Source organism: Tahibacter caeni, from assembly GCF_024609805.1.
In the GTDB taxonomy this organism is placed as follows: Bacteria; Pseudomonadota; Gammaproteobacteria; order Xanthomonadales; family Rhodanobacteraceae; genus Tahibacter; species Tahibacter caeni.
The window spans coordinates 14,708-41,344 of the sequence record NZ_JANFVR010000007.1; the positions used below are offsets into that span (position 1 = coordinate 14,708).

12 protein-coding genes are annotated in these 26,637 nt (G+C 69.4%); 8 read left to right on the forward strand and 4 right to left on the reverse strand.

The genetic code is table 11. The features are described 5' to 3' along the window. Positions 1 to 83: 83 nt before the first annotated feature. Positions 84 to 1,241: an isovaleryl-CoA dehydrogenase gene (locus tag NON22_RS01490; RefSeq protein ID WP_257385121.1), complete on the forward strand. Its 1,158-nt coding sequence runs from the start codon at positions 84 to 86 to the stop codon at positions 1,239 to 1,241. A gap of 109 nt (positions 1,242 to 1,350) precedes the next feature. Beyond that, entirely contained in the window at positions 1,351 to 2,877 is a 1,527-nt protein-coding gene (locus NON22_RS01495; RefSeq protein ID WP_257385122.1) for a DUF3369 domain-containing protein, read from the forward strand. Positions 2,878 to 3,079: 202 nt separating this feature from the next. On the opposite strand, the gene NON22_RS01500 is transcribed toward NON22_RS01495, so the two are convergent. Next, on the reverse strand, positions 3,080 to 6,898 hold the full coding sequence (locus tag NON22_RS01500; protein ID WP_257385123.1) for a two-component regulator propeller domain-containing protein: 3,819 nt from the start codon (positions 6,896 to 6,898) through the stop codon (positions 3,080 to 3,082). Between the two features lie 269 nt (positions 6,899 to 7,167). Between NON22_RS01500 and NON22_RS01505 the strand changes: the two genes are divergently transcribed. The 3 genes from NON22_RS01505 (at position 7,168) to NON22_RS01515 (ending at position 10,872) form a co-directional block, all read left to right on the forward strand. Continuing rightward, complete coding sequence (locus tag NON22_RS01505) at positions 7,168 to 8,346, forward strand: thiolase family protein (protein WP_257385124.1); 1,179 nt, start codon at positions 7,168 to 7,170, stop codon at positions 8,344 to 8,346. Positions 8,347 to 8,502: 156 nt separating this feature from the next. Further along, a complete protein-coding gene (locus tag NON22_RS01510; protein ID WP_257385125.1) occupies positions 8,503 to 8,946 on the forward strand; it encodes a hypothetical protein in 444 nt (147 codons plus the stop codon). A 318-nt stretch (positions 8,947 to 9,264) separates the two neighbouring features. Continuing rightward, positions 9,265 to 10,872: a carboxyl transferase domain-containing protein gene (locus tag NON22_RS01515; protein ID WP_257385126.1), complete on the forward strand. Its 1,608-nt coding sequence runs from the start codon at positions 9,265 to 9,267 to the stop codon at positions 10,870 to 10,872. Positions 10,873 to 11,112: 240 nt separating this feature from the next. Here the strand turns inward: NON22_RS01515 and NON22_RS01520 are convergent, their stop codons facing one another. From NON22_RS01520 to NON22_RS01530, 3 genes are all read right to left on the reverse strand, one after another. Continuing rightward, the gene (locus NON22_RS01520) at positions 11,113 to 19,920 is read right to left on the reverse strand and encodes a hypothetical protein (protein WP_257385127.1); all 8,808 of its coding nucleotides are present in this window, start codon (positions 19,918 to 19,920) and stop codon (positions 11,113 to 11,115) included. A 461-nt stretch (positions 19,921 to 20,381) separates the two neighbouring features. Continuing rightward, the gene (locus NON22_RS01525) at positions 20,382 to 21,794 is read right to left on the reverse strand and encodes a sensor histidine kinase (protein ID WP_257385128.1); all 1,413 of its coding nucleotides are present in this window, start codon (positions 21,792 to 21,794) and stop codon (positions 20,382 to 20,384) included. Between the two features lie 93 nt (positions 21,795 to 21,887). Continuing rightward, positions 21,888 to 22,595: a response regulator transcription factor gene (locus NON22_RS01530; RefSeq protein ID WP_257385129.1), complete on the reverse strand. Its 708-nt coding sequence runs from the start codon at positions 22,593 to 22,595 to the stop codon at positions 21,888 to 21,890. Between the two features lie 110 nt (positions 22,596 to 22,705). Between NON22_RS01530 and NON22_RS01535 the strand changes: the two genes are divergently transcribed. The 3 genes from NON22_RS01535 (at position 22,706) to NON22_RS01545 (ending at position 26,448) form a co-directional block, all read left to right on the forward strand. Continuing rightward, positions 22,706 to 23,089, forward strand: coding sequence for a hypothetical protein (locus tag NON22_RS01535; protein ID WP_257385130.1), 384 nt, complete (start codon positions 22,706 to 22,708; stop codon positions 23,087 to 23,089). Positions 23,090 to 23,287: 198 nt separating this feature from the next. Beyond that, positions 23,288 to 24,946, forward strand: a complete 1,659-nt coding sequence (locus tag NON22_RS01540) for a DUF1800 domain-containing protein (RefSeq protein WP_257385131.1) — start codon at positions 23,288 to 23,290, stop codon at positions 24,944 to 24,946. A gap of 11 nt (positions 24,947 to 24,957) precedes the next feature. Then, complete coding sequence (locus NON22_RS01545) at positions 24,958 to 26,448, forward strand: DUF1501 domain-containing protein (protein ID WP_257385132.1); 1,491 nt, start codon at positions 24,958 to 24,960, stop codon at positions 26,446 to 26,448. Positions 26,449 to 26,637 lie beyond the last annotated feature (189 nt).

Consider the following 26,637-nt stretch of genomic DNA (forward strand, 5'->3'; position numbering starts at 1 on the left):
GTTGTATGGACATCCGCGTTAGCCGCTGCGGCGGCGCGCCGCTAGAATGCGACTCTCTCCTTCCTGCCGCCGGTGCCGCCCGCATGCGCCCTTTCCCCCTCGGTGAAGACCTCGATCTCCTGCGCGAATCGGTGCGCCAGTTCGCCGAGAAGGAGATCGCGCCGCGCGCGGACCTGATCGACCGGGAGAACCAGTTCCCGGCCGACCTCTGGAAGAAATTCGGCGAGATGGGCCTGCTCGGCGTGACCGTGCCCGGCGAGTACGGCGGCTCGGAGCTCGGCTATCTGGCCCATCTGATCGCGATGGAGGAGATCTCGCGCGCGTCCGGCTCGGTCGGCCTGTCCTACGGCGCCCATTCCAACCTCTGCGTGCAGAATCTGTTCCACAACGGAACAGAGGAACAAAGAAAGAAATACATTCCCGGCCTGTGCAGCGGCGACTTCGTCGGCGCGCTGGCCATGAGCGAGCCCGGCGCCGGCTCCGACGTGGTCGGGTCGATGACCTGCCGCGCCGAGCTCAAGGGCGACCGCTGGGTCGCGAACGGCTCCAAGATGTGGATCACGAACGGCCCCGACGCCGACGTGCTGCTCGTCTACATGCGCACGGCGCCGCGCCCGGCCGGCTCGCGCTGCATGACCGCGTTCGTCGTCGAGAAGGGCATGAAGGGCTTCTCCACCGCGCAGAAGCTCGACAAGCTCGGCATGCGCGGCTCCAACACCTGCGAGCTCGTGTTCGAGGACTGCGAGATTCCGGCCGAGAACGTCGTCGGCCAGGTCAACGAAGGCGTGCGCGTGCTCATGAGCGGCCTGGACACCGAACGCCTCGTACTGTCGGGCGGCCCGATCGGCCTGATGCAGGCCGCGCTCGACATCACCCTGCCCTACGTGCGCGAGCGCAAGCAGTTCAACGCACCGATCGGCACCTTCGGCATCATGCAGGCCAAGATCGCCGACATGTACACGGCGCTGCAGTCCTCGCGCGCGTTCGCCTACATGGTCGCGCAGGACTTCGACCGCGGCACCCGATCGCGCATCGACCCGGCCTCGTGCCTGCTCAACGCCTCGCAGAACGCCGTGCGCGTGACGCTCGAGGCGATCCAGGCACTCGGCGGCAACGGCTACATCAACGAGTTCCCGACCGGCCGCCTGCTGCGCGACGCCAAGCTCTACGAGATCGGCGCCGGCACCAACGAGATCCGCCGCATGCTGATCGGCCGCGAGCTGTTCCACGGCAAGTCCTGAGGCGCCCGCGCCGCGGCCGGACGGCGGGCCGGCGGCGTTTCAGATTCTCACCGACGATCGTCATGCAACTGGGGTAGACTGCCGCGGTACTCACTGCGGGAGGGGCCGCATGGGTCTGCTGGACGATGCCATCGAGTTCGCCGACGAACCCGTACGGGCGCTGCCGCCCTGGAAGGTATTGATCGTCGACGACGAACCCGAGGTGCACAGCGTCACTCGTCTCGTGCTCGGCAACTTCCGCTTCGCCGAGCGCTCGCTCGACCTGATCAGCGCCTATTCGAGCCGCGAGGCCGAGCAGTTGCTCGGTCGCCACGACGACGCGGCCGTCGTGCTGCTCGACGTGGTCATGGAATCGGAACAGGCCGGACTGGAGCTCGTCCGCGCGATCCGCGAGCGCCTCGGCAACCAGTTCGTGCGCATCGTGCTGCGTACGGGCCAGCCGGGCCAGGCGCCCGAGCACGACGTCATCGCCGCCTACGACATCAACGACTACAAGGAAAAGACCGAGCTGACCGCGCAGAAGCTCGCGACGACGCTGTATGCGGCGCTGCGCGCCTACCGCGACATGCGCACGATCGAGGCGAGCCGGCGCGGCCTCGAACAGGTCATCCGCGCCTCGGGTCAGGTCTTCGCGCACCAGCCGCCGCCGCAGTTCGCCTCGACCGTGCTGGCCCAGCTCGGCGAGCTGGCCGGGCTGCAGGCCGGCGCGCTGTGCTGCCGCGTCAGCCGCCCGCACGCGGACCTGCCGGAACATTTCCAGGTCGCCGCGGCCAGCGGCGACTACGGCCGCTACGTCGACGGCAACGCCGACGAGAGCCTGCCGCCGCACATCGTGCAGTCGCTGCGCGCCGCGTACCTGCAGCGCCGCCACGTCTACGCCGACGACCACTACGTGCTGTACTTCGCCGACAGCGACGCGACCGAGGCGCTGATCTACGTCGGCCAGGCGCACGCGCTCGACGAACTCGGCCAGCGCCTGCTGCAGGTGTTCTGCAGCAATGTCGCGATCGCGTTCGAGAACCGGCATCTGAACAGCGAGCTCGTCGACACCCAGCTCGACATGATCTACCTGCTGGCCGGCGCGGCCGAGTCGCGCTCGCAGGAAACCGCCAACCACGTGCGCCGCGTCGGCCTGCTCGCGGCGCTGCTCGGCCGTCTGCACGGCCTCGACGAAGCGACCTGCGAGATGCTGCGGCACGCCGCGCCGCTGCACGACATCGGCAAGATCGGCATTCCCGACGCGATCCTCAACAAGCCCGGCCCGCACACGCCCGAGGAAGCCGTCGTCATGCGCACGCACGCGGAACTCGGCGCGCGCCTGCTCGGCGGCTCGCGCCGGCCGGTGTTCCGCCTCGCCGCGGACATCGCGCTGAGCCATCACGAGCACTGGGACGGCAGCGGCTATCCGCGCGGCCTGCGCGGCGAGGCGATTCCGATCGCCGGGCGCATCACGGCGCTGGCCGACGTGTTCGACGCGCTCGGCAGCAAGCGCTGTTACAAGCAGGCCTGGCCCGAGACCGAGATCCGCGCGTTCATCACCGAACGGCGCGGCAGCCAGTTCGATCCGGCCCTGGCCGACCTGCTGTTCGCGAACTGGGACAGCGTGGTCGCGCTGCGTCGCGACCTGCCCGACTGAAACGCCGGCGGCATCGGCGCGCCATCGCCGCGGCGTCCGCGCCGAGGGCGGCGTCCTGCCCCGCCACAGCCAATCGAACGATTCCGGGGCTCCGATCCACGGTGTCGTCGCCATCAGCTGCTGCGACCTGGCTGCGCCTTATGGCGGCGCCCCCGACCGGAATCGCCACGCAATTTCTTCGCCGTATTTGCGGGACAGGACGCTAGCCGCCGGTCGACGCCGCGAAGCGGATGACCACGTCTATACCCTGCCCCGGCGCGCTGTCCACCTGGATCGCGCCGCCGAGCGACTGGCTCACGAGGTTGTAGACGATGTGCATGCCGAGTCCCGAGCCGCCCCGGCCGCGGCGCGTCGTGAAGAACGGATCGAAGATGCGCGCGCGCGTGGCCTCGTCCATGCCGACACCGTCGTCGCGGTATTCGATCACGATACCGTCCGCGTCGCGCGCGACGGTGACGACGATGCGGCCCGGACGGCCATCACCGAAGCCATGGATCAGCGAGTTCATGACGAGATTGCTGACGATCTGGTACAGCGCGCCCGGCGCTGTTTCACAGACGACCGGCTGCGCGCAGACGAGTTCGGCCTTGTGCGGCGTCTTCTTCAGCGCCGGTCCCAGGGTCGTCAGTATCTCGGTCAGGCACGCGCCGAGCTCGACGACGCGGCGGTCCTCGGTGGACTGGTCGACGGCGACCTGCTTGAAGCTCTTCACGAGTCGGTCGGCGCGGCGCAGGTTGCGCAGGATCATCTCGGCGCTTTCGCAGGCCGTGCGCTGGAACTGGTCGAGATCGCGCCGGCCCAGGCGGTTCTCGTGCAGCAGCCGCGACAGCCGCGTCGCCTCTTCGGCCAGATGCGAGGCCGCGGTGATGCCGACGCCGAGCGGCGTGTTGATCTCGTGGGCGATGCCGGCGACGAGGCCGCCGAGCGAGGCGAGCTTCTCCGATTCGAGCAGCTGGCGCTGGGTCAGGGTCAGCCGGTCCAGCGCATGGCGCAGCTCCAGGTTGGCCGCGCGCAGGTCCGAGGTGCGCCGCTCCACGCGCAGCTCCAGCTCCTCGTTCAACGCGCGCAGGGCTTCTTCGGCACGCTTGAGCGCGGTGATGTCCTGGGTGATGCCGCTCATGCGCAGCGCATGGCCCTGCGCGTCGCGGTCGACGACGCGGCCGCGCGTCAGCAGCCAGACCCAGTCGGCCGCGCGGTCCGGCGTGCGGTAGCTGGCTTCGAACACGCTGCTGCGGCCGCGCAGATGCTCGGCCAGCGCGGTCTCGAAATCGGCCAGGTCGTCCGGATGCACGAACGGACGGAAGCCGGCCAGGGTCTGCTCCGCGGCCTCGGCCGTCGCGGCCACGTGCTCCATGCGGTTCTCGCGATGCATGCGGCCGCTCGGCAGGTCGATGTCCCAGAGTTCGCTGCCGCTGCCGGTCAGGGCGAGCATCAGGCGTTGCTCGCTGAGCTGTATGCGTTCCTGCACCTGCTCGCGCACGCGCCGCGCGTGGCGCACTCGGCGCAGCACGGCCAGGCCGCCCAGGCCGGCGACGGCCGTGTACAGCAGGAACGCGAACGGCGAGGCCCACGGCGCCGCACCGACGACGATGCTGACCGAGCCCTGCTGCTCGAGCCAGTCCTGGCCGTCGCGGCGCACGCGCACGTGCAGGCTGTAATTGCCGGCCGGCAGGTCGGTATAGGTCGCGTAGCGCCGGCGATGATCGGCCTCGATCCACTGCGCGTCGTGCGCGTCGAGACGGTAGGCGTAGTGCAGCGACTCGGCGCCGGAGAAATACGGCGAGACGAATTCGAAAGTGACGTTGTCGGCGTCGTAGGCCAGCTCGACGACGCCGCCGCGCACGAGGCTGCGGCGCAGCGGCGACTGCGCGTCGCGCCAGCGCAGCGCGGCCGGCACGTTGTTGAGCAGCAGGTTGGTCACGACCGGCGGCTGCGCCGGCGCCGGATCCACTGCGGCCGGATCGACCACGGTCATGCCGTCGAGACCGCCGAACGCGATGCGGCCGTCGGGCAGTTGTGCCATCGAACGCGCCCAGTAGCCGCGCGACAGGGTGCCGTCGCGGCGGCCGAAGTTGAGGATCTGTCCCGTTACCGGATCGATGCGGCTGATGCCGACCGTCGTGCTGACCCAGAGGCGGCCCTGCGCGTCCTCGGCGATCTCGCCGACCGCATCGGCGGCGAGCCCCTGATGCGTGCCGAACGCGCGGAACGTCGGCGTCGCCGCCTGCTCGTCGTTGAGCAGCGCGACGCCGCCGCCCTGCATGCCGACCCAGATGCGTCCCTGGCGGTCCTCGTGCAGCGCCGAGATCGAATCGTTGCCGAGCGCCTGCGGATCGCCCTCGCGCGTGCGCAGGCTCTCGGCGCGGCCGCTCGCGCGATCCAGCCGTCCGAGCCCGGCCGAGCGATAGGCCAGGTAGAACGCGCCGCGGCGGGTCTCGAGCACGCCGTTGACGGTGTCGCCCGCGAGGCTGGCCGGATCGGCCGGATCGTGCACGTGATGCCGGAACGTGCTGCAGCCGCTGCACAGTTCGTCGAGGCCGTGATCGAGCGTGCCGACCCAGAGCGTGCCGGCCGAATCCTCGTCGACGAACACGAGCGCATCCGCGGCGAGGCTGCCCGGATCGGCCGGATCGTGGCGGTAGCGTTCGAAGCGCCCGCTGCCCGGGCGCAGGCGATTGAGACCGCCGCCGACCGTCGCGACCCAGAGGCTGCCGTCGCGGCCGCGCGTCAGCGACTGCACGAAGTTGTGCGACAGCGAGCCCGGGTCGGCCGGATCGTGTGCGTAGCGGCGCAGCACGCCGCGCTGCAGATCGAAATGCACGAGGCCGCCGCCGTCGATCAGGCCGACCCAGAGCGTGCCGTCGGCATCCGCATGCACGGCGAGCACCGGCCGCGACGGCAGCGCGCGCGGGTCGCCGGCGACCGCGTCGACCTGCGTGAATGCGCGCGTGCGCGGATCGTGAATGCTGAAACCGTTGACCCAGGAACCGACGACGAGCAGGCCGCTGCGCTCGCGCAGCAGGCCCCAGAGGCGGTTGCCGGCGACCGAGTAGTCGCGCGCGTCGTCGTGCGCATACAGCGAAAAGTGCCCGCGCGCCGCGTCGTAGTACATGAGGCCGCGATTGGAGCCGGTCATCCAGACATTGCCGTCGGCGTCGGGCAGCAAGCCGCGGACGGCGTCGTCGGGCAGGCTGTCGCCGGGCGCGGCAGCCGGGTCGTGGCGCAGGTGCTGCAGTATGCGGCCGTCGGCGCCGATCTGCAGCGCGCCGGCGTCGGCCGTGCCCACCCAGACCGTGCCGTCGGCGGCGCCGGCGAGCGCAAAGATGTCGAGGTGCTCCAGCTCGGCCGGCAACGGCAGCCGAGTGGCGCCGTCCTCGGCGAGATGCAGCAGGCCGTCATGCGTGCCGAGCCAGACGCTGCCGTCGCGCGCCTGCGCCATCGCGCGGACCATGCGCAGCGCCGGCAGCGCGCCGAGCGGCAGGTCGCTGAAGCGGCGCTGCGCCCGATCGAACCATTGCAGCCGGCCGGCCACGCTCGCGACCCAGAGGCGTTCGCGCCGGTCCAGCAGCAGCGCGGTCACGTGATTCGCGGCGAGCGCGTCGCTGCGCGCGGGATCGGCCAGGAAGTTGTCGAAGCGGTCGAGGTCCGGATCGTAGCGGCCGAGCCCGCCGCCCTGGGTCGCGATCCAGAGGCTGCCGTCGCGGTCGGGCTGCATCGCCCAGACGTGGTTCTGCGCGAGCGACCAGCGGTCGGTGCGGTCGTGGCGATAGATGCGGAAGACGTGGCCGTCGAAGCGGTTCAGGCCGTCCTGCGTGCCGATCCAGAGAAAGCCGTTGCTGTCCTGGGCGATCGCGCGCGCGGTGGCCTGGGACAGTCCGTCCTCGGTGCTGAAGGTGCGAAAGCGCACCGTGTCGACGCCGGGTGCGTCGTCGGCGCGCGCCGCGGCGGCGGCGAGGCCGAGGAAAACCGCCAGCAGCACGGCGGCGAACCGCCGGGCCTGCTCCGGCAGTCGCGAGGACACGCGTGTTTTCCCCCTGCCGCGCATGCGCCGAGGCTAGCCGCGACCTTGCAACGGCACAACCGACGCCGCATTTCACGACCGGCCGCGGCGGCGGCGAATTCCGCCGGATTGCTGGCCGGTTCCGCCAGCCCCGCGCGGAACCCGGCAAAACCGCTGCGGAAGATCTCCCGTTCAATTGCCGCAGCGCAACAGGCCGGCGCATAATCGGGCGGTTCGGCGCCCCGGCACCGCTACGTCCCGCCCCTCTTTCACGCTACCCGGAGAGTTTCATGTCCGATATCGTCATCGTCGGCGCCAAGCGCACGGCCATCGGTTCATTCCTCGGTCAGTTCAGCGGCGTCCCGACGCCGACCCTCGGCGCCACCGCGATCAAGGCCGCGCTCGAACACGCCGGCGTCGGCGCGGACGACGTCGACGAAGTCATCATGGGCTGCGTGCTGCCGGCCAACCTCGGCCAGGCGCCGGCGCGCCAGGCGGCGCTGGCCGCGGGCCTGCCGACCGCGACGGCCTGCACCACCATCAACAAGGTCTGCGGCTCGGGCATGAAGGCCATCATGCTGGCCCACGACTCGATCAAGGCCGGCTCCACGACGGTCGCCGTCGCTGGCGGCATGGAGTCGATGACCAACGCGCCGCACATGATCCCGAATTCGCGCAGCGGCAACCGCTACGGCAACTTCGAAGCCGTCGACCACATGGCCTGGGACGGCCTGACCAATCCCTACGACGGCAAGGCCATGGGCGTGTTCGGCGAACAGTGCGCCGACAAGTACCATTTCACGCGCGAGGAGCAGGACGCCTATGCCGCCGAGACCGTGCGCCGCGCGCTGGCCGCGCAGGCCAGCGGCGCGTTCGCCGACGAGATCGTTCCGGTCAAGGTCGCCACGCGCAAGGGCGAGGTGGAATACGCGACGGACGAGCAGCCGGCCAAGTGCGACGTCGGCAAGATCGCCTCGCTGAAGCCGGCGTTCCGCAAGGAAAACGGCACGATCACCGCGGCCACCTCCTCGAGCATTTCCGACGGCGCGGCCGCGACCGTGCTGATGAGCGCCGACGAAGCCTCGCGCCGCGGCCTCGCGCCGCTCGCGCGCATCGTCGCCCACGCGACCCACGCGCAGGAACCGCAGTGGTTCACGACCGCGCCGGTCACCGCGATCGGCAACGTGCTGAAGAAGGCCGGCTGGAGCGTCGCCGACGTCGACCTGTTCGAAGTCAACGAAGCGTTCGCCGTCGTCGCGATGACGCCGATGCGCGAGCTCGGCATTCCGCACGACAAGCTCAACGTCAACGGCGGCGCCTGCGCGCTGGGCCATCCGATCGGCGCGAGCGGCGCGCGTCTCGTCGTCACGCTGATCCATGCGCTCAGGCAGCGCGGCCTCAAGCGCGGCGTCGCGTCGCTGTGCATCGGCGGCGGCGAAGCGACCGCGATCGCGATCGAGCTGGCCTGATCCGCGGCCGAAACGAAGGAAAGCGGAGCGCGCCGCCGCGGCGCGCTCCGCAGCGGCCGCAGCGGCGAATACACATTCTCGCGAGGCACACGCTTGCCTGAGCCCGCCTCCGGCTCAATACTGCCGCGCCACCGGCCCCTGGAGGAGAATCCCGTGATGAAACCGCACCGCATCGTATTGTGTCTGGCCCTGATCGCCGGCCTCGCCGCCTGCAGCGCGCAGGACCAGCAGGCCGCCCAGCAGAAGGCCGACGCGGCCAAGCAGGCCGCCGCGCAGAAGATCGACGAAGCCAGGAAGACCGCCGCCGAAGCCGCCGCGACGACGAAGGAAGCCGTCAAGGACGCCGCCGCCGAGGTCAAGTCCGCCGCCGGAGATGCCGGCGACCGTATCAGCACCATGGCCAACGAGACCGGCCAGGCGGTCAAGGAAGGCGCCAGCGACGCGCTCGCGGCCGGCAAGGCCGCCGGCGCCGAAATCAAGGAAGGCGCGAAGGAAGTCGGCCACGAGCTCAAGGAAGGCGCCAAGGCCGTCGGCCAGGAAATCAAGGAAACCGCGGTGGAAGCCAAGGACGCGGCAAAGGAAGCCGTCAAGAAGGACTGAGCGCTCGCCCGAGCGCAAGCGCCGGCCACCCGCCGCGTCTTCCTGCAGCAACGCAACGAACCGGCCGCTCCTGCGGCCGGTTTGCATTTCGGCGGAGGAAAACGCAGCGACCGTTCGTCCGGCAAACGGCGCCCCGCGCGAAAGCGTCGCCCCCTCCGGCACCCGAAACCGACAGGGCCGCCGCGGCGACGGCCGCCGTGCGGCGCTCACGGCCTTCGCCGACGCGCGCGGCAACCGCCGCCGCACGGTCCGGCGCGATTTCCCATTGCCGGCGCGCTGTGCTTACATGCGCGCCCTGTTTCCCTTCGGCGCACGCGCATGACCGTCCTCGAGTCCCGGATCGATTCCCGCAGTCCCGAATTCCAGGCCAATGCCGCCCAGCTGCGCGCCGCGGTCGAGGATCTGCAGACGCAGATGGCGCGCGCCGCGCTCGGCGGCGGCGAGAAGGCGCGCAGCAAGCACACCGAGCGCGGCAAGCTGCTGCCGCGCGAGCGCATACGCGCGCTGCTCGATCCGGGTTCGCCGTTCCTCGAGCTGTCACCGCTGGCCGCCCACGGCATGTACGACGACGCGGCGCCCTGCGCCGGCGTGATCACGGGCATCGGCCGCGTGCACGGCCAGGAAGTCGTCGTCGTGGCGAACGATGCGACCGTCAAGGGCGGCACCTACTTCCCGATGACCGTCAAGAAGCACCTGCGCGCGCAGGAAGTCGCGCTCGAGAACCGGCTGCCCTGCGTCTATCTCGTCGATTCCGGCGGCGCGTTCCTGCCGCTGCAGGACGAGGTGTTCCCGGACAAGGAACATTTCGGCCGCATCTTCTACAACCAGGCGCGGCTGAGCGGAGCCGGGCTGGCGCAGATCGCCGTGGTCATGGGCTCGTGCACGGCCGGCGGCGCCTACGTGCCGGCCATGTGCGACGAGACCATCATCGTCAAGGAACAGGGCACGATCTTCCTCGGCGGCCCGCCGCTCGTGAAGGCGGCCACCGGCGAGATCGTCGACGCCGAATCGCTCGGCGGTGCCGACGTGCACACCAGCGTGTCCGGCGTGGCCGATCATTTCGCCGAGAACGACGCGCACGCGCTCGCGATCGCGCGCGACATCGTCAAGCATCTGAACCGGCGCAAGCAGCTGCCTGTCGCCGTGGCGGAACCGCGCGAGCCCGCCTACGCCGCCGAGGACATCTACGGCATCGTGCCGGTCGACACACGGCGCCCGTTCGACATCCGCGAGATCATCGCGCGCATCGTGGACGGTTCGGAATTCCAGGAGTTCAAGGCGCGCTACGGCAAGACCCTGGTCTGCGGCTTCGCGCACATCCACGGCTATCCGGTCGGCATCGTCGCGAACAACGGCATCCTGTTCGCCGAATCGGCGCTCAAGGGCGCGCATTTCATCGAGCTGTGCAACCAGCGCAACGTTCCGCTCGTGTTCCTGCAGAACATCACCGGCTTCATGGTCGGCCGCAAATACGAGAACGCCGGCATCGCCAAGGACGGCGCCAAGATGGTGACCGCCGTGGCCTGCTCGCACGTGCCCAAGTTCACCGTCATCATCGGCGGCAGCTTCGGCGCCGGCAACTACGCGATGTGCGGCCGCGGCTACCAGCCGCGCTTCCTCTGGATGTGGCCGAACGCACGCATCAGCGTCATGGGCGGCGAGCAGGCCGCCTCGGTGCTCGCGACGGTGCGCCGCGACGGCCTCGAATCCGCCGGCAACACCTGGAGCACCGACGAGGAAGACGCGTTCAAGGCGCCCATTCGCGCGCAGTACGAACGCCAGGGCCACCCCTACTACGCGAGCGCGCGCCTCTGGGATGACGGCGTCATCGATCCGGTCGACACGCGCCGCGTGCTCGGCCTTGCGATCTCGGCCAGCCTGAACGCGCCGATCGAGCCGCAGCGCTACGGCGTGTTCCGCATGTAAGCGGCCGCGGACCGCTGCGCCGCGGCGCACGTCCGACGCCGCCGCGGCAGAGACGGCAACAAAAAACCCGGCGACTGATGCAGGCGCCGGGTTTTCCTTTTTGCAACGGCCGCCTCCGGCGGACCATTGCGCAATGTCGCTTTATCGATCCTTCCAGACGTCCACCAGTCGCGGACGCCGGCCCACCGTAGCGACCGCCGCATCATCGCCCGCCGCCGCGGCGGCGGGCGATGCGCGCGCTCAGCTCATGCGCCGCTCGTGCTGGCGCCAGGCCAGCGCGGCCAGAGCCAGCATCATCAGCAGCATCGCGAACCAGCCCAGCGCCGGTGCCGGCACCGGCGTGCTGCCGAGCACGACCAGCGGCACCGAGGCGTTGCACGGACCCGGCTGGCCGGACGGCATGCACACCGTGTTCGACGACGGCGACACGACGACCGTGTTGAGCAGGTTGCCGCTGGCCGTGGCCGAGATCTGCGCGGTGATCGTGTAGATCAGGCTCGCGCCGACCGGCAGCTGCGGAACGGTCTGGTACAGCGCACCCGTGCCGCTGGCCGCCGGGCAGACCGCGCCGCCGCTGCCCGAGCAGGTCCAGATGAAGCCGACGATGCCGGCCGGCAGCGCGTCGTCGACGATCACGTTGTTGGCCGGGATCGTGCCGACGTTCGTCACGGTGACCGTATAGGTCGCCGTGCCGCCGGCCGCGACGGTCGTGGTGTTGACCGTCTTGGTCACCTGCAGGCGCGGCGACTGTTCCGTCGGCGTCAGCACGCACTGCGGACCGGCCGGCGGGCAGGCCGGCGGCGTGGTGCCGGTCAGGTAGGCCAAATTCGCGACCTGGCTCACGCCGAGCGGAATCGGACTGGCCACCTGCACGACGACCGTCAGCTGCAGGCTGCCGCCGGCGGGAATGGACAGGCCGCTCCAGCTGACGAGGCCGGCCGCGAAGGTGCCGCCGTTGTCGGCGCTGACGAAGCTCGTGTTCGCGTCGATGCGGTCGGTGGCTCCGACATTCGTCGCCGCGGTGCCGCCGCTGTTGGCCAGCGTGATCGTATAGGTCAGCGTCTCGCCGGGTTCGGCCACTCCGGGCTGCGCGCCGCTCTCGCCGCTCAGCGCCTTGGTCACGGCGACGTTCGCCGCGGTCGGGATCGTCACGCATTCCGGCGGCAGCGGCATGCTGCTGCAGTTCGGCGGTGTCGTGCCGGTCTCATAGGCGAGATTCACGACCTGCGTGACGCCGGCCGGCAGCGGGTCGGCCACGGTCACCGTCACGGTCAGGTTCAAGTTGCCGCCCGGCGGCACGGTCAGGCCCGACCAGAGCACGTTGCCGCCGCTGGCCGCGCCGCCGTTGCTCGCACTGACGAAGACCACGTTCTGATCCAGCGGATCGGTCACGCCGACGTTCTGCGCCGCCGCGCCGCCGCTGTTGCTCAGCGCGATCGTGTAGACCAGTGTCTCGCCGGGCTCGGCCACGCCGGCCACGCTGCCGCTCTCGCTGCTCAGGGTCTTGACGATGCGCACGTCGGCCTGCAGCGGATGCGTCGTGCTGCAGCTCGTGCAGTCCGGCGGATTCGTGCCGCCGCCGCCCGTCGCAGCCACGCTGTTGTTGACCGAGCCCGTCGCGTTCGCATTGACCGTCGCGGTGTAGCTGACCGCATACGTGCCCGGCACGGTTCCGCTGGGCAACGTGCACTGCACGGCACCCGTGCAGGTGTACGCGCCCGCGCTCGTGACCGCGCCGAAGGTCTGGTTCGCGCTGATCGTGTCGGCCAGCACCAGCGGCGCGGTCAGCGCGGCGTTCGCGACGGTCGCGGTCACCGTGTACGTGATCGTCTGGCCTGGTGTCACGGTCGTGCCGCTGGCCGGGTTCGAGCTCTTGACCACGCTGACGACCGGATTCAGCGAATGCGTCGTGCTGCAGCTCGTGCAGTCCGGCGGATTGCTGCCGCCGCCGCCCGTCGCGACGACGACGTTGCCGACCGTGCCGGTTGCGTTCGTGTTGACCGTTGCCGTGTAGCTCACCGCATAGGTGCCCGGCGCGGTGCCGCTAGCCAACGTGCACTGCACGGAACCGGTACAGCTGTAGGCGCCGGCGCTCGTGACCGAACCGAAGGTCTGGTTCGCGCTCAAGGTGTCAGTCAGCACGAGCGGCGCGCTCAGCGCGGCGTTCGCCACGGTCGCCGTCACCGTGTAGGTGATCGTCTGGCCGGCCGAGACCGCCGTGCCGCTGGCCGGATTCGACGTCTTGACGACGACGATGCCCGGGTTCAGCGGATGCGTCGTGCCGCACGAGGTGCAGTCCGGCGGATTGCTGCCGCCGCCTCCCGTCGCAACCACGGTGTTGCCGACCGTGCCGGTTGCGTTCGTGTTGACCGTTGCCGTGTAGCTGACCGCGTAGGTACCCGGCGCGGTGCCGCTAGCCAACGTGCACTGTACGGAACCGGTGCAGGTGTACGCGCCGGCGCTCGTGACCGCACCGAAGGTCTGGTTCGCGCTGAGCGTATCGGTCAGCACGAGCGGCGCGGTCAGCGCCGCGTTCGCGACGGTCGCCGTCAACGTGTAGGTGATCGTCTGGCCGGCGGCCACGGCCGCGCCGCTGGCCGGGTTCGAGCTCTTTACGACCGTGACGACCGGGTCCAGCGGATGCGTCGTGCTGCACGAGGTGCAGTCCGGCGGGTTCGTGCCGCCGCCGCCCGTGGCCGCGACGACGTTGCCGACCGTGCCGGTCGCATTCGCGTTGACCGTTGCGGTGTAGCTGACCGCATACGTGCCCGGCGCGGTGCCGCTCGGCAGGGTGCACTGCACGGTGCCGGTACACGTGTACGCACCGGCGCTCGTGACCGAACCGAAGGTCTGGTTCGCGCTCAGCGTATCGGTCAGCACGAGCGGTGCGGACAGCGCGCCGTTCACGACGGTCGCCGTCAGCGTGTAGGTGATGGTCTGGCCCGGCAGCACGGCCGTGCCGCTGGCCGGGTTCGAGGTCTTGACGACCGCAATGCCCGGATTCAGCGGATGCGTCGTGCTGCAGGTCGTGCAGTCCGGCGGATTGCTGCCACCGCCGCCCGTCGCGGTCACGTTGTTGTTGACCGAGCCGGCCGCGTTCGCATTGACGGTCGCGGTGTAGCTGACCGCATAGGTACCCGGCGTCGTGCCGCTCGGCAGGGTGCACTGCACCGTGCCCGTGCAGGTATACGCGCCCGCGCTCGTGACCGTACCGAAGGTCTGGTTCGCGCTGATCGTGTCGGTCAGCACCAGCGGTGCCGTCAACGTGCCGTTGGCGACCGTGGCCGTCAGCGTGTAGGTGATCGTCTGGCCCGGGATCACGGCCGTGCCGCTGGCCGGGTTCGAGGTCTTGACCACGGTGACGGCCGGATCCAGCGGATGCGCCGTGCTGCAGGTCGTGCAGTCCGGCGGATTGCTGCCGCCGCCGCCCGTCGCGACGACGTTGTTGTTGACCGAGCCGGCCGCGTTCGCATTGACGGTCGCGGTGTAGCTGACCGCATAGGTACCCGGCGTCGTGCCGCTCGGCAGGGTGCACTGCACCGTGCCCGTGCAGGTATACGCGCCCGCGCTCGTGACCGTACCGAAGGTCTGATTCGCGCTGATCGTGTCGGTCAGCACCAGCGGTGCCGTCAACGTGCCGTTGGCGACCGTGGCCGTCAGCGTGTAAGTGATCGTCTGGCCTGGGATCACGGCCGTGCCGCTGGCCGGGTTCGAGGTCTTGACGACGGCGACGACAGGGCTCAACGGATGCGTGGTGCTGCAGCTCGTGCAGTCCGGCGGATTGGAACCGCCGCCGCCCGTGGCCGCGACCGTGTTGCCGACCGAGCCGGCCGCGTTCGCGTTCACCGTCGCGGTATAGCTGACCGCATACGTGCCCGGCGTCGTGCCGCTCGGCAGGGTACACTGCACCGAGCCCGTGCAGGTGTAGGCGCCCGCGCTCGTGACCGTACCGAAGGTCTGGTTCGCACTGATCGTGTCGGTCAGCACCAGCGGACTGGTCAAGGTGCCGTTCGTGACCGTGGCCGTCAGCGTGTAGGTGATGGTCTGCCCCGGCAGCACGGCCGTGCCGCCGGCCGGATTCGAGGTCTTCACCACGGTGACGGCCGGATCCAGCGGATGCGTCGTGCTGCAGGAGGTGCAGTCCGGCGGATTCGTGCCGCCGCCGGTCGCCACGACACTGTTGCCGACCGAGCCGGCCGCGTTCGCGTTGACCGTCGCGGTATAGCTGACGGCATACGTGCCCGGCGCGGTGCCGCTCGGCAGCGTGCACTGCACGGAACCGGTGCAGCTGTAGGCACCCGCGCTCGTGACCGCACCGAAGGTCTGGTTCGCGCTGATCGTATCGGTCAACACCAGCGGCGCGCTCAGCGAACCGGCGGTGACCGTCGCCGTCAGGGTGTAGGTGATGGTCTGGCCTGGCGTCACTACCGTGCCGCTGGTCGGGTTCGAGGTCTTGACGACCGTGACGGCCGGGTTCAGCGGATGCGTCGTACCGCAGCTCGTGCAGTCCGGCGGATTGCTGCCGCCGCCGCCCGTCGCGACGACGTTGTTGTTGACCGAACCGGTCGCGTTCGCATTGACCGTCGCGGTGTAGCTGACCGCGTAGGTGCCCGGCGACGTGCCGATCGGCAAGGTGCACTGCACCGTGCCGGTACACGTGTACGCGCCGGCGCTCGTGACCGTACCGAAGGTCTGGTTCGCGCTGATCGTGTCGGTCAGCACGAGCGGCGCGGTCAATGCACCGTTCGTGACCGTCGCCGTCAACGTATAGGTGATGGTCTGGCCCGGCGAAACCACCGTGCCGCCGGCCGGATTCGAGGTCTTGACCACGCTGACGGCCGGATCGAGCAGGTGCGTCGTGCTGCAGGTCGTGCAGGTCGGCGGATTGCCGCCGCCGCCCGTTGCGGTCACGTTGTTGTTGACCGAACCGGCCGCGTTCGCATTGACCGTCGCGGTATAGCTGACCGCGTACGCGCCCGGTGTCGTGCCGCTCGGCAACGTGCACTGCACGGAACCGGTGCAGGTGTAGGCGCCCGCGCTCGTGACCGTACCGAAGGTCTGGTTCGCACTGATCGTGTCGGTCAGCACCAGCGGCGCGGTCAGCGCGGCATTGGTCACCGTCGCGGTCAGGGTATAGGTGATGGTCTGGCCCGGGATCACGGCCGTGCCGCTCGCCGGATTCGAGGTCTTGACCACGGTGACGGCCGGGTTCAGCGGATGCGTCGTGCTGCAGCTCGTGCAGTCCGGCGGGTTGCCGCCGCCGCCGGCCGCGGCGACGGTGTTGCCGACCGTGCCGGTCGCATTCGTATTGACCGTCGCGGTGTAGCTGACCGCGTACGTGCCCGGCGTCGTGCCGCTCGGCAAGGTGCACTGCACGGAGCCGGTGCAGGAGTACGCGCCCGCGCTCGTGACCGTGCCGAAGGTCTGGTTCGCACTCAAGGTGTCAGTCAGCACCAGCGGCGCGCTCAGCGCCGCATTCGTCACGGTCGCGGTCAGGGTGTAGGTGATCGTCTGGCCGGCCGAGACGGCCGCGCCGCTGGCCGGGTTCGAGGTCTTGACGACCGTGACGGCGGGGTTCAGCGGATGCGTCGTGCTGCAACTCGTGCACGTCGGCGGGTTGCCGCCCCCGCCCGTCGCCGCGACGTTGTTGCCGACCGTGCCGGTCGCATTCGTATTGACGGTCGCGGTATAGCTGACCGCATACGTGCCCGGCGTCGTGCCGCTTGGCAGGGTGCACTGCACGGAACCCGTGCAGCTATAGGCGCCCGCGCTCGTGACCGTACCGAAGGTCTGGTTCGCCGACAACGTGTCGGTCAGCACCAGCGGCGCCGTCAGCGCGGCGTTGGTCACCGTTGCGGTCAACGTATAGGTGATGGTCTGACCCGCCGTCACGGCCGCGCCGCTGGCCGGGTTCGATGTCTTGACGACGGCGATGGCCGGGCTCAGCGGATGCGTGGTGCTGCAGGTCGTGCAGGTCGGCGGATTGCCGCCGCCGCCCGTCGCCGCGACGGTGTTGCCGACCGTGCCGGTCGCGTTCGCATTGACCGTCGCGGTGTAGCTGACCGCGTACGTGCCCGGCGCCGTGCCGACCGGCAGGGTGCATTGCACCGAGCCCGTGCAGGTGTAGGCGCCCGCGCTCGTGACCGTACCGAAGGTCTGGTTCGCGCTCAGCGTATCGGTCAGCACGAGCGGCGCGCTCAGCGCCGCATTCGTCACCGTTGCGGTCAGGGTGTAGGTGATCGTCTGGCCGGCCGAGACCGACGCACCGCTGGCCGGGTTCGAGGTCTTGACGACCGTGACGGCCGGAGTCAGCGGATGCGTCGTGCTGCAGGTCGTGCAGGTCGGCGGATTGCCGCCGCCGCCCGTCGCCGCGACGTTGTTGCCGACCGTGCCGGTCGCGTTCGCATTGACCGTCGCGGTGTAGCTGACCGCGTACGTACCCGGCGCCGTGCCGACCGGCAAGGTGCATTGCACCGAGCCCGTGCAGGTGTAGGCGCCCGCGCTCGTGACCGTACCGAAGGTCTGGTTCGCACTCAGCGTATCGGTCAGCACGAGCGGTGCGCTCAAGGTGCCGCCGGTGACCGTCGCGGTCAGGGTGTACGTGATGGTCTGGCCCGTGGACACGGCCGTGCCGCTGGCCGGGTTCGAGGTCTTGGCGACCGAGATCACCGGCGGCGGCAGGTTGTGCGTGACGCTGCAGGGGCCGCAGGTCGGCGGGTTGGTACCGCCGCCGCCGCTCGGTACGACGTTGTTGGCGACGCTGCCGACGGCCGAGCTGTTCACGGTCGCGGTGTAGGTGACGGAATACGTGCCGGTCGCCGTGCCCGACGGCAGGGTGCAGGTCAGGCTGCCGCTGCAGCTGAAGCTGCCGGCGCTCGTCACGCTGCCGAAGGTCAGGCCCGTGCCGAGCGCGTCGGCCAGGGTCAGGGTCGAGGTCAGCGGCGCATTGGCGACGGTGACGTCCAGCGTATAGGTGATCGTGTCGCCGACGTTGACCTGCGAACCGGGTGCCGGCGTAGAGCTCTTGACGACGTCGATGATGGGCTTGGCGACGAGGGTCTGCGCCGTCGCCGTGTTCGGGGCGGGCGCGCCCGCGGTTTCGTTCGTCGCGGCGATCGTCGTCGTGATCGGAATCGGACCCGGGTTCGTCGGCGCGACGACGTAGTTGAAGTTGAACGTCAGCGACTGGCCCGGGGTCAGGCTCGTCGACATGCCGGTGAACGTGATCGTGCAGGTCGGCGCCGGGTTATAGGTCGGCGTGACGCCGCCGGGCACGAGGGAGAACGTGACCGCGGCCGGGCAGGTCGTCGGCGTCGCCGGATTGCCGAGCGCGACCGTGTAGGACACGCCGGTGGCCGTCGTGTCGCCGGCGTTGCTGAAGACGAAGCTGCCGTAGGCCGTGCCGCCGCTGATGACCGAGGAGCTGACGCTGACCTGCGTGGTCACGTCGACGCCGGTGGTCGGCGGCACGATGACGACGGGCTCGTTGAACTGCGGCGTCTTTTCCAGCGCCCAGAGATCCAGGCCCTTGGCCGTGCCGAAATACTCGTTCGCGCTGTTGTTGCAGTCGGTATTGTTGTCGTTGGAACCGCCCCAGGAACGGTAGTAGTTGCCGGTGCCGCCGAGGTTGGCGTTGGCCGAATCGACGCCGAGCAGCGAATAGCTCGGCACCGGCTGGGCGATCGCGCTGCCGGCGCCGCAGAGATGGCCGTTGAGCACGCCGATCAGCGAGCCGTTGGCCGCGCGATGGCCGCGGTCGTCGTAATAGACCGTCGTGTCCTGCGAGCCGTTGAGCTTGGCCAGGGTCGGGCCGCCCTTGACGTTGCCTTCGACGTCGACCATCGGGAAATGGATTTCGCCGTTGCGGCCGGTGATGCGGAAGGTGTAGTTGCCGGCCGGGAACGGCGTGTTGCTGTTGTCGCGGCCGTCCCACAGCACGCTGTGCGTACCGGTCAGCGCGATGCCGGTCAGCACGCGGTTCAGCGGATTGGCGGGGTCGAAGTCCACACCGTCGCGACTGACCACGATTTCATAGGTCAGCGTGTTGACGGTGTTGAACGTGAAGATGCCGCCCGTGGAATAGGTCGAGCTGTTGCCGCCGAGGTTGCCGACGAAGGTCGGCGAGTTCAGCTGCGGCGCGGCCGGTACGGCCGGAATCGCCAGTGCGCTGAGCACGCGGTTGACTTCGGTGTTGTTCGGGCCGGTCGGCGAGACGTCGCTGAAGAAGATCGGATACTGCGGCGGCTGCGCCGTCACGCCGGCCGTGCCGGAGGGGCCGCCGGTCGCCGCGGCGTTCGCGCCGCGGTAGTCGTGGTACAGCGCCGAGCCGTTGGTGTCGATGAAGCCTGCGGCGTTGGCGTAGAATGCCGCGCGGTTCGGATCGAGACCGCGGAAGCTCTGCCGGTAGCGGTAGCCGTCGAGCGAGACGTAGTACAGATCGTTGAAGAGCTGACGGCCGTTGGCGTTGTTGTAGATCGTCCACGCATAGGTGAACAGACGCCCGTTCAGATCGACCAGCGACGAAGCGTCCGCACGCACCGTCACGTCCCAGGCCGAGGTCAGGTTGTTCTGCAGGATCTGCGGCGTCGCGACCGAGGCATTGTTGGTCGCACCGCCGCCGGTCGCACCGGTGAAGCGCACACCGTAGATGCCGGTGGTCGGCGCCACGTACGAACAGGGCGTGAAGCCGTCGGTGACCGTGAACGAGCCGTTGGCGCTGTTCGGACCCGCCAGTTCCTGCAGGCGCGAGGCGATGGTGCCGGCACCGGACTGACTGCTGCAGCTGAAGTTCGCCGTACCCGGAATCGTTTCCGATCCCTTGGGGCCGAAGGACTGCGGGTTGTAGACGAAGATGTCGCCGCCGTTGCTGCGGTTGCGCGAGCCGAGCAGGATGTATTCGCCGGCGCGCGCATAGACGTAGAGGAACTGGTTGCCCGCCGCGACCCCGGCGAAATTGGTGGCGTTGCTGGCGTCCATGACGCCGCGCGAACCAGCGGCGTTGTAGGTACTCGGATACAGCGTGCGGCTGCCTTCGGCGAAGGCCGACATGCAGATCGGCAATGCCAGCAGCGCGAGCCATGCGCGCGGACCACGACGTCGCCGGTGTGTCGGAACACTCCCGGCCGCTTGAGTTGACGGCATAAATCAGTCCCTCAGTGAAGTTGCAACAATCGCCGCATTGTTAGCAGCGATATCGGGCGCAAGGATCGTTAATTCCGCCGTGACGGGCCATGCGCGCGCGCTCACGCAATCTCACGCAATCTCACGCGTGACGTTGCCTGCGCGAACGCCGCGACCCGGCGCGCGAACACGGCGCGGCCCTTCCGCTGTAGCGGAAAACCAGCAAAAACGCCGGGGAAACACGCCGATTCGTCAGAGCACCATCGCGCCGCATCGCGAATGCGGCGCGCGACGGCAAGACCGCAGCACAGCGCCGGCGCCTTGCTCGCCGGCGTTGCGTTGCAATTGTTATTTTTCTCGCGCAGCCCGCCGCACAGGCTGCGTTTGCATCAGACGTTCGCCGCGAGCGGCATCGCGCCGGACGCGTCGAACTGCGCGTCGGCAAGCGGCAGCTCGATGCGGAACGTGGTTCCGTTGCCCAGGCTGCTGTCGACGTCGAGGCGACCGCCGCAGACCGACACGATCTCGCTGACCACGGCGAGCCCGAGACCGCTGCCCTGCCCGTCGGCGCTGGTCGTGAAGAACGGCTCGAACACGCGCCGGCGCACGGCCTCGTCCATGCCGCGGCCAGTGTCGCTGAACGACAGCGCGACGCGCGCCGGCCCGAGCGCCTGCACCACGATGCCGAAGCGGCCTCCCTCGGGCATGGCGGTGTTCGCGTTCGCGGCGAGGTTCAGCACGACGAGCTCGAATTCGCTGCGGTCCATGCGGACGAGCTGCGCCGACGCCGGCGGTTCGTAGGCGACGCGGACGTCGGGACCGAACAGCTGATGCAGCATGGGCTGCATCTCGGTCAGCGCCGCGCCGACGTCGAACACCTCGGGCATCGCATCGCCGCGGTGGCTGAAGGTCGTGAGCTTGCGGCTGACCGCGCTCGCGCGGCGCGCGGCGGATTCGACGCCGGCCAATGCGCCGCGCATCTGCTCTTCGTCGCCGGCGGCCATGCCGCGCGCCGCATAGCCGAGGACCAGGGTCAGCAGATGGTTGAAATCGTGCGCGACGCCGGCCGCGAGCCGGCCCACGGCTTCCACTTTCTGCGAATGCACGAGCTGGTTGTACAGGCGTTCGCGCTCGACGATCTCCGCTTCGAGCCGCGTCTTGGCCCGCGCGAGTTCGTCGCCGCGGGCCCGCGCCGAGGCCAGGCTCTCGCGCAGCGCGGCCATGCTGCGATCGACGACGACGGCGACGAACAGGAACACGATCGCGCAGACCACGGCGAACAAGGTCAGTCCGTGCCAGGAGTCCGCGGTCGCCGCCTTGTCGATGTCCACGATCGTGCCGGCCGCGAATGCCCCGACGATCCAGAGATACATGAGCCAGAGCGCGCGCCGGCCGATCATGAGCCCGGCGACGACGAGCCAGGCGACCTGTACGGGCTGCTCGTAGGAGTTCGACATCATGCCCTGGCTCGCATAGGCATGCATCAGCAGCACGGCGACGGCGCCGAGCAGCAGTCGCAGCGCGAGCTGCACGCGCCCCTTGCGGATCAGCACGACGCAGACGCCCGCGAACACGCTGAGGCCGAGGCTCGCGATCAGGCTCGGAGTTTCCGAGGCGCGCCACGGCAGGTCGTTGAGAAAGATCCGGTAGAACCACAGCGGCGGCGGCAGCAGCGCCAGCATCAGCAGCACGACCTGCAGGGTCGGTGCGTTGCGCCGGTCCACTTCGTCCGCGGCAGGTACGTCGCGCAGCCAATTGAGCCAGCCGCGCCAGACGCGCGCGACCATGAAACCTTCAGACATGTCCACTCCCCTGTTTGCCGTGTTCCTGTCCGATCGATCGACTCGCCGCACCCCGCGGCCCGTCGTTGCTACACCTGCTTCATCCGCTCCCGCTCATCCGCGCGGCACCAGCACGTAGCCGACGCCGCGCACCGTATGCAGCGGCAGGGCCGGCATGCCGGCCTCGGCGAGCTTGCGGCGCAGCCGGTGCATGACCATGTCCAGGCGATGCGGATCGAAGGCGTTGGCGTCGTCGGCCAGCGCCGCGATCAGCGTTTCGCGCTGCACCGTCGTGTTCGCCTCGGCGAACAGCAGCTGCAGCAGCATGCGCTCGGTCGCGCTGAGATCGACGGTCACGCCGTTCGGCGCGATCAGGCGCCAGCCGTCGGCGCCGAGCGCCCAGGCGCCGCCGTTGCGATCGGCCGGGGCGAGCCGGCGCGCGACGCTGCGTACCGTCGCACAGACGACGGCCGCGTCGACGGGCTTGGTCAGATAGGCGTCGGCGCCGAGATCGAGGCCGCGCACGCGGTCAGCCGTCGTCACGCGGCCGGTCAGCATGACGATGCCGACGTCGGAGCTCTCGCGCAGATAGCGCGCGACCTCGAAGCCGCTCTGGTCCGGCAGTCGGATGTCGAGCACGACGACATCGGGCACGCGCTCGAGCATCGCGCGGTACAGCTCGGCCGCGTTACCGGCGCCGACGACCTGGCAGCCGTCGGCGCGCAGTGCGGGGGCGAGAATCGCGTCGCGCAGCTCCACGTCGTCCTCGACGATGACGACGTGCAGAGACGAAGACTGAAGCGCGGCGGAACGGAAGTTCATACAACGATGATAGGGTCTCGATCTGTGAGTGGCTACGGGAAACGATGTAGCCAATCGTGACGAAATCTGTCCGCGCCGGCGACGAATGACGCGTATTTTTCCCCACTCGCATGCGCCGTTTCCGCTGTTTTTCCGCGGCGCCGCGCGAAATTTTCCGCTGCGTGCCGACGTCTTCGATGCGCGGACGACGCGAATCCGAATTTGTAAAAAAACGCGACGGCAAACGCCGCGGCAATGACACCGCCACTCCGCGCACCGGCGTCGTCGATCGCTGCGCGCAGCCGCGCGACGATACCTCGACACGGGCGCGTTGCGTCGTGCCGACCGGCGCGCAGTGGCAACGAAGGCCGTTCATGAACGTCAACGGCGTTGCTCGCGATTGTCTGCCCTGTGCCGTCGCGCGACCCGGCGAAGACAAGGCGCACGCTGAAATGCGCACCGGCGCGGGCGAAGGCGTGCGCGCGGCACCGCCGGCCGGGCCGTCATGCAGGTGACAAAACACGGCCGCGGCGACCGGAATTGTCACTGTGTGCCGCTGAGGGAAAGCCGCCTGCCGCACGCCGTCAGGTTATCTACCGCAGGGTAGGTCAACTGCTACCGTTCAGCGGCGTTTCATCGAGCACGTGCGCGCGATCACGAAGCCCGATGCGGGCTCTGCGTATCGTGCGCACGCCAGCTCCGGGGAAATCGCCATGTCTCTGATCCGTCGTTGCGGCGCGCTGCTGCTGTGCGTCGCGTTCGCCGTGCCTGCCGCGCAGGCGCGCACCTTCTTCAAGTCCGGTTTCGAAGCACCGACCGACGTTCCGTCCACGGACGGGGAAGCGGCCCGTTTCCTGACCCAGGCCACATTTGGCCCGACCCAGGCCGACGTCGCCAAGGTCCGCCAGATCGGCTATTCGGCCTGGATCGACCAGCAGATGAACCAGGTCGCCATGACCGCGGCGCGGCCGCACATGGAAGCCGTCAGCGCCGCGATGACGGCGGCCGGCACCGGCGACACGATCGGCCAGAACCAGCGCCTTAGCCGCTGGTTCCACACCGCCGTGACCGGCCCCGACCAGCTGCGCCAGCGCACGGCCTGGGCGCTGTCGCAGATCTTCGTGATCTCCGACAGCAACGGCGCGATCAGCGGCGAGCCGATCCAGATGAGCGAGTACTGGGACCTGCTCGCGCGCAACGCGTTCGGCTACTACCGCACCCTGCTCGACGAGGTCACCTACAACCCGTCGATGGGCAAGTTCCTGAGCCATTTCCGCAACCGCAAGGCGGCCACCGGCCGCGAACCCGACGAGAATTACGCGCGCGAAGTCATGCAGCTGTTCTCGATCGGCCTGGTCGAGCGCAACCTCGACTACTCGCCGCTGCTGCAGGGCGGCCAGCCGATACCGACCTACGACCAGAACGTCATCAGCAACTACGCCAAGGTGTTCACGGGCTTCGCCTACAACAATGCCGGCACGAACCTGTTCGGCGGCACGAACACCTACCTGCCGATGTCCTGCGTCGCGACCGAGCACGACACGACGGCCAAGGTCGTCGTCGGCGGCACGACGCTCCCGGCCGGCCAGACCTGCGCCGTCGACGTGCGCGACGGCCTGAACCTGCTGGCCTCGCACGCGAACGTCGCGCCGTTCATCGCGCGCCAGCTGATCCAGCGCTTCACGACGAGCAACCCGTCGCCGGCCTACATCACGCGCGTCGCGCAGAAGTTCAACAACAACGGTGACGGCGAGCGCGGCGACCTCGCCGCGGTCGTCAGGCAGATCCTGCTCGATCCCGAGGCGCGCGCGGCCAACCCGCCGGCCACGTTCGGCAAGGTCCGCGAGCCGCTGCTGCGCCTGACCGCCGTGCTGCGCGCCTGGAACTTCCAGCTGCCCGCAGCGACCGCCTACGGCGAGATCCGCATGGGCATGACCAACCCGCTGCCGGTCTACGGCCAGCGGCCGCTCGGCGCACCGACCGTATTCAATTTCTACGAGCCCGACTACCAGCACCCGGGCGCGATCGCCGACGCGAATCTCTATGCGCCGGAAATGCAGATCATCAACGAAGGCTCGACCTACACGATCTCCAACAGCCTGGCCGACTATACCTTCCGCTACTACGTCGGCATGAGCAATCCGCCGACCGACCGGCCGCTGATCGACGTGGGCGTGCTCGTCAACCTCGCCACGCCGACGGCCATGGTCGACGAGGTCAACAAGCGCATGTTCTACGGCCAGATGACCGGCAACACCCGCACGACCCTGATCAACATGCTGAGCTTCATGAACGGCGCATCGGCGAGCGAGAAAGCGCGCTCGCTGCTGCAGGTCGCCGCGATGTCGCCCGAATTCGCCACGCAACGCTGAGGACCGCCGCGATGAAACAGAACGAACTCAAACGCCGGCGCTTCCTGCAGCAGCTCGGCCTCACGCTCTGCGCCGGCGGCGCCTCGGCGCTGCTGCCGCAGCTGCGCCTCGTGAACTCGGCCCTGGCCGCCGACAAGGGCACGGTCAACGGCTACCGCGCGCTGGTCTGCGTCTACCTGTCGGGCGGCAACGATTCCTGGAACATGCTGCTTCCGTACGACACGGCACGTCACGCGGTCTACGCCGCCGCGCGCGGCGGCGTCTACAACGCGAACACGAACGCCGGCGGCCTCGGCATCGACCGCGCGGCACTGACCGCGCAATTCCAGATCACCGACAGCGCGACCGGCGCGCAGTACGCGGTCAACCCGGGCAATGCGACCTACCCGACCGGCATGGCCGACCTCGCGACGATCTACCGCGCGAACAAGCTCGCGTTCATCGCCAACGTGGGCACCCTGATCCGCCCGATCACGAAGACCGAATACAACAGCACGCCGGCCCTGCGCCCGCCGCAGCTGTACTCGCACAACGACCAGGAGAACCTCTGGCACCTCGCGCGCACGACCGCGAGCAGCACCGGCTGGGGCGGCCTCGTCGCCGACCGCACGCGCCTGAACAACGTCAACCAGGCCCTGTCGCCGTGCATCTCGCTGGCCGGTTCCAACCGCTTCGAAGTCGGCGACAGCACCTTTCCGTACCAGATGTCCTCGAGCGGCCTGACCGGCCTCAGCAACATCTACAACTCGGCCAGCAGCACCGGCGGCACCTACGGCTCGCAGCGCGCCGGCGCGCTCGACCTGCTGCTGGCCGACACCAGCAATCCGTCGCTGCTGACCCAGGAATACGCGCGCACCTTCAAGCGCGGCCGCGACCTCTACGACCTGGTCAATTCCGCGCTGACCGCGACCGACGGCTCGGGCAACGTGACGACCACGTTCCCGACCGGCAACTCGCTGGCCGACCAGCTCAAGATGGTCGCGCGCATGATCAAGATCTCGCGCGAGTCCGGCGGCCAGATCCGGCACCAGCGCCAGATCTACTACGTGCGCATGGGCGGCTTCGACCTGCACGACGGCCTGATGGCGACGAACCAGAACGGCCACGGCGCGCTGCTGAACCGCGTGTCGCAGGCGCTGGGCGCGTTCTGGACCGCGCTCGGCGAGATCGGCGCACAGAACGAGGTGACCACGTTCACGATGAGCGAGTTCGCGCGCACCCTGAGCTCCAACGGCAACGGTTCCGATCACGCCTGGGGCGGCGTGCAGCTGGTCATGGGCGGCGCGGTCAACGGCGGCCGGCTCTACGGCACCTTCCCGGACCAGACCCTCAACAACGCGATCAGCTTCTCTCGCGGCCAGACCATTCCGTCGACGAGCGTCGACCAGATGGCGGCGACGCTCGCGCGCTGGATGGGCGTGACCGGGAGCAACGACCTGGCCGCGATCTTCCCGAACCTGATCAACTTCCCGGTCGCCGACCTCGGCTTCCTGACGGCCTGAACCGTCGCGGCGCCGGGAAAAGCCCGGCTCCGCGACAGGCCTGGGCCGCGGCTCCGGGCCGCAGCGACCGCTCCGGACCGGCGGCACCTGCCCGCCGCGACGGCGGCCGCTCCAGTCGGCCAGCCCTCCCGCCGGGGCGGCCGCTTCGATCGGCGACACCCCGTCCACCGCCGCGGCTGCGACCCGATC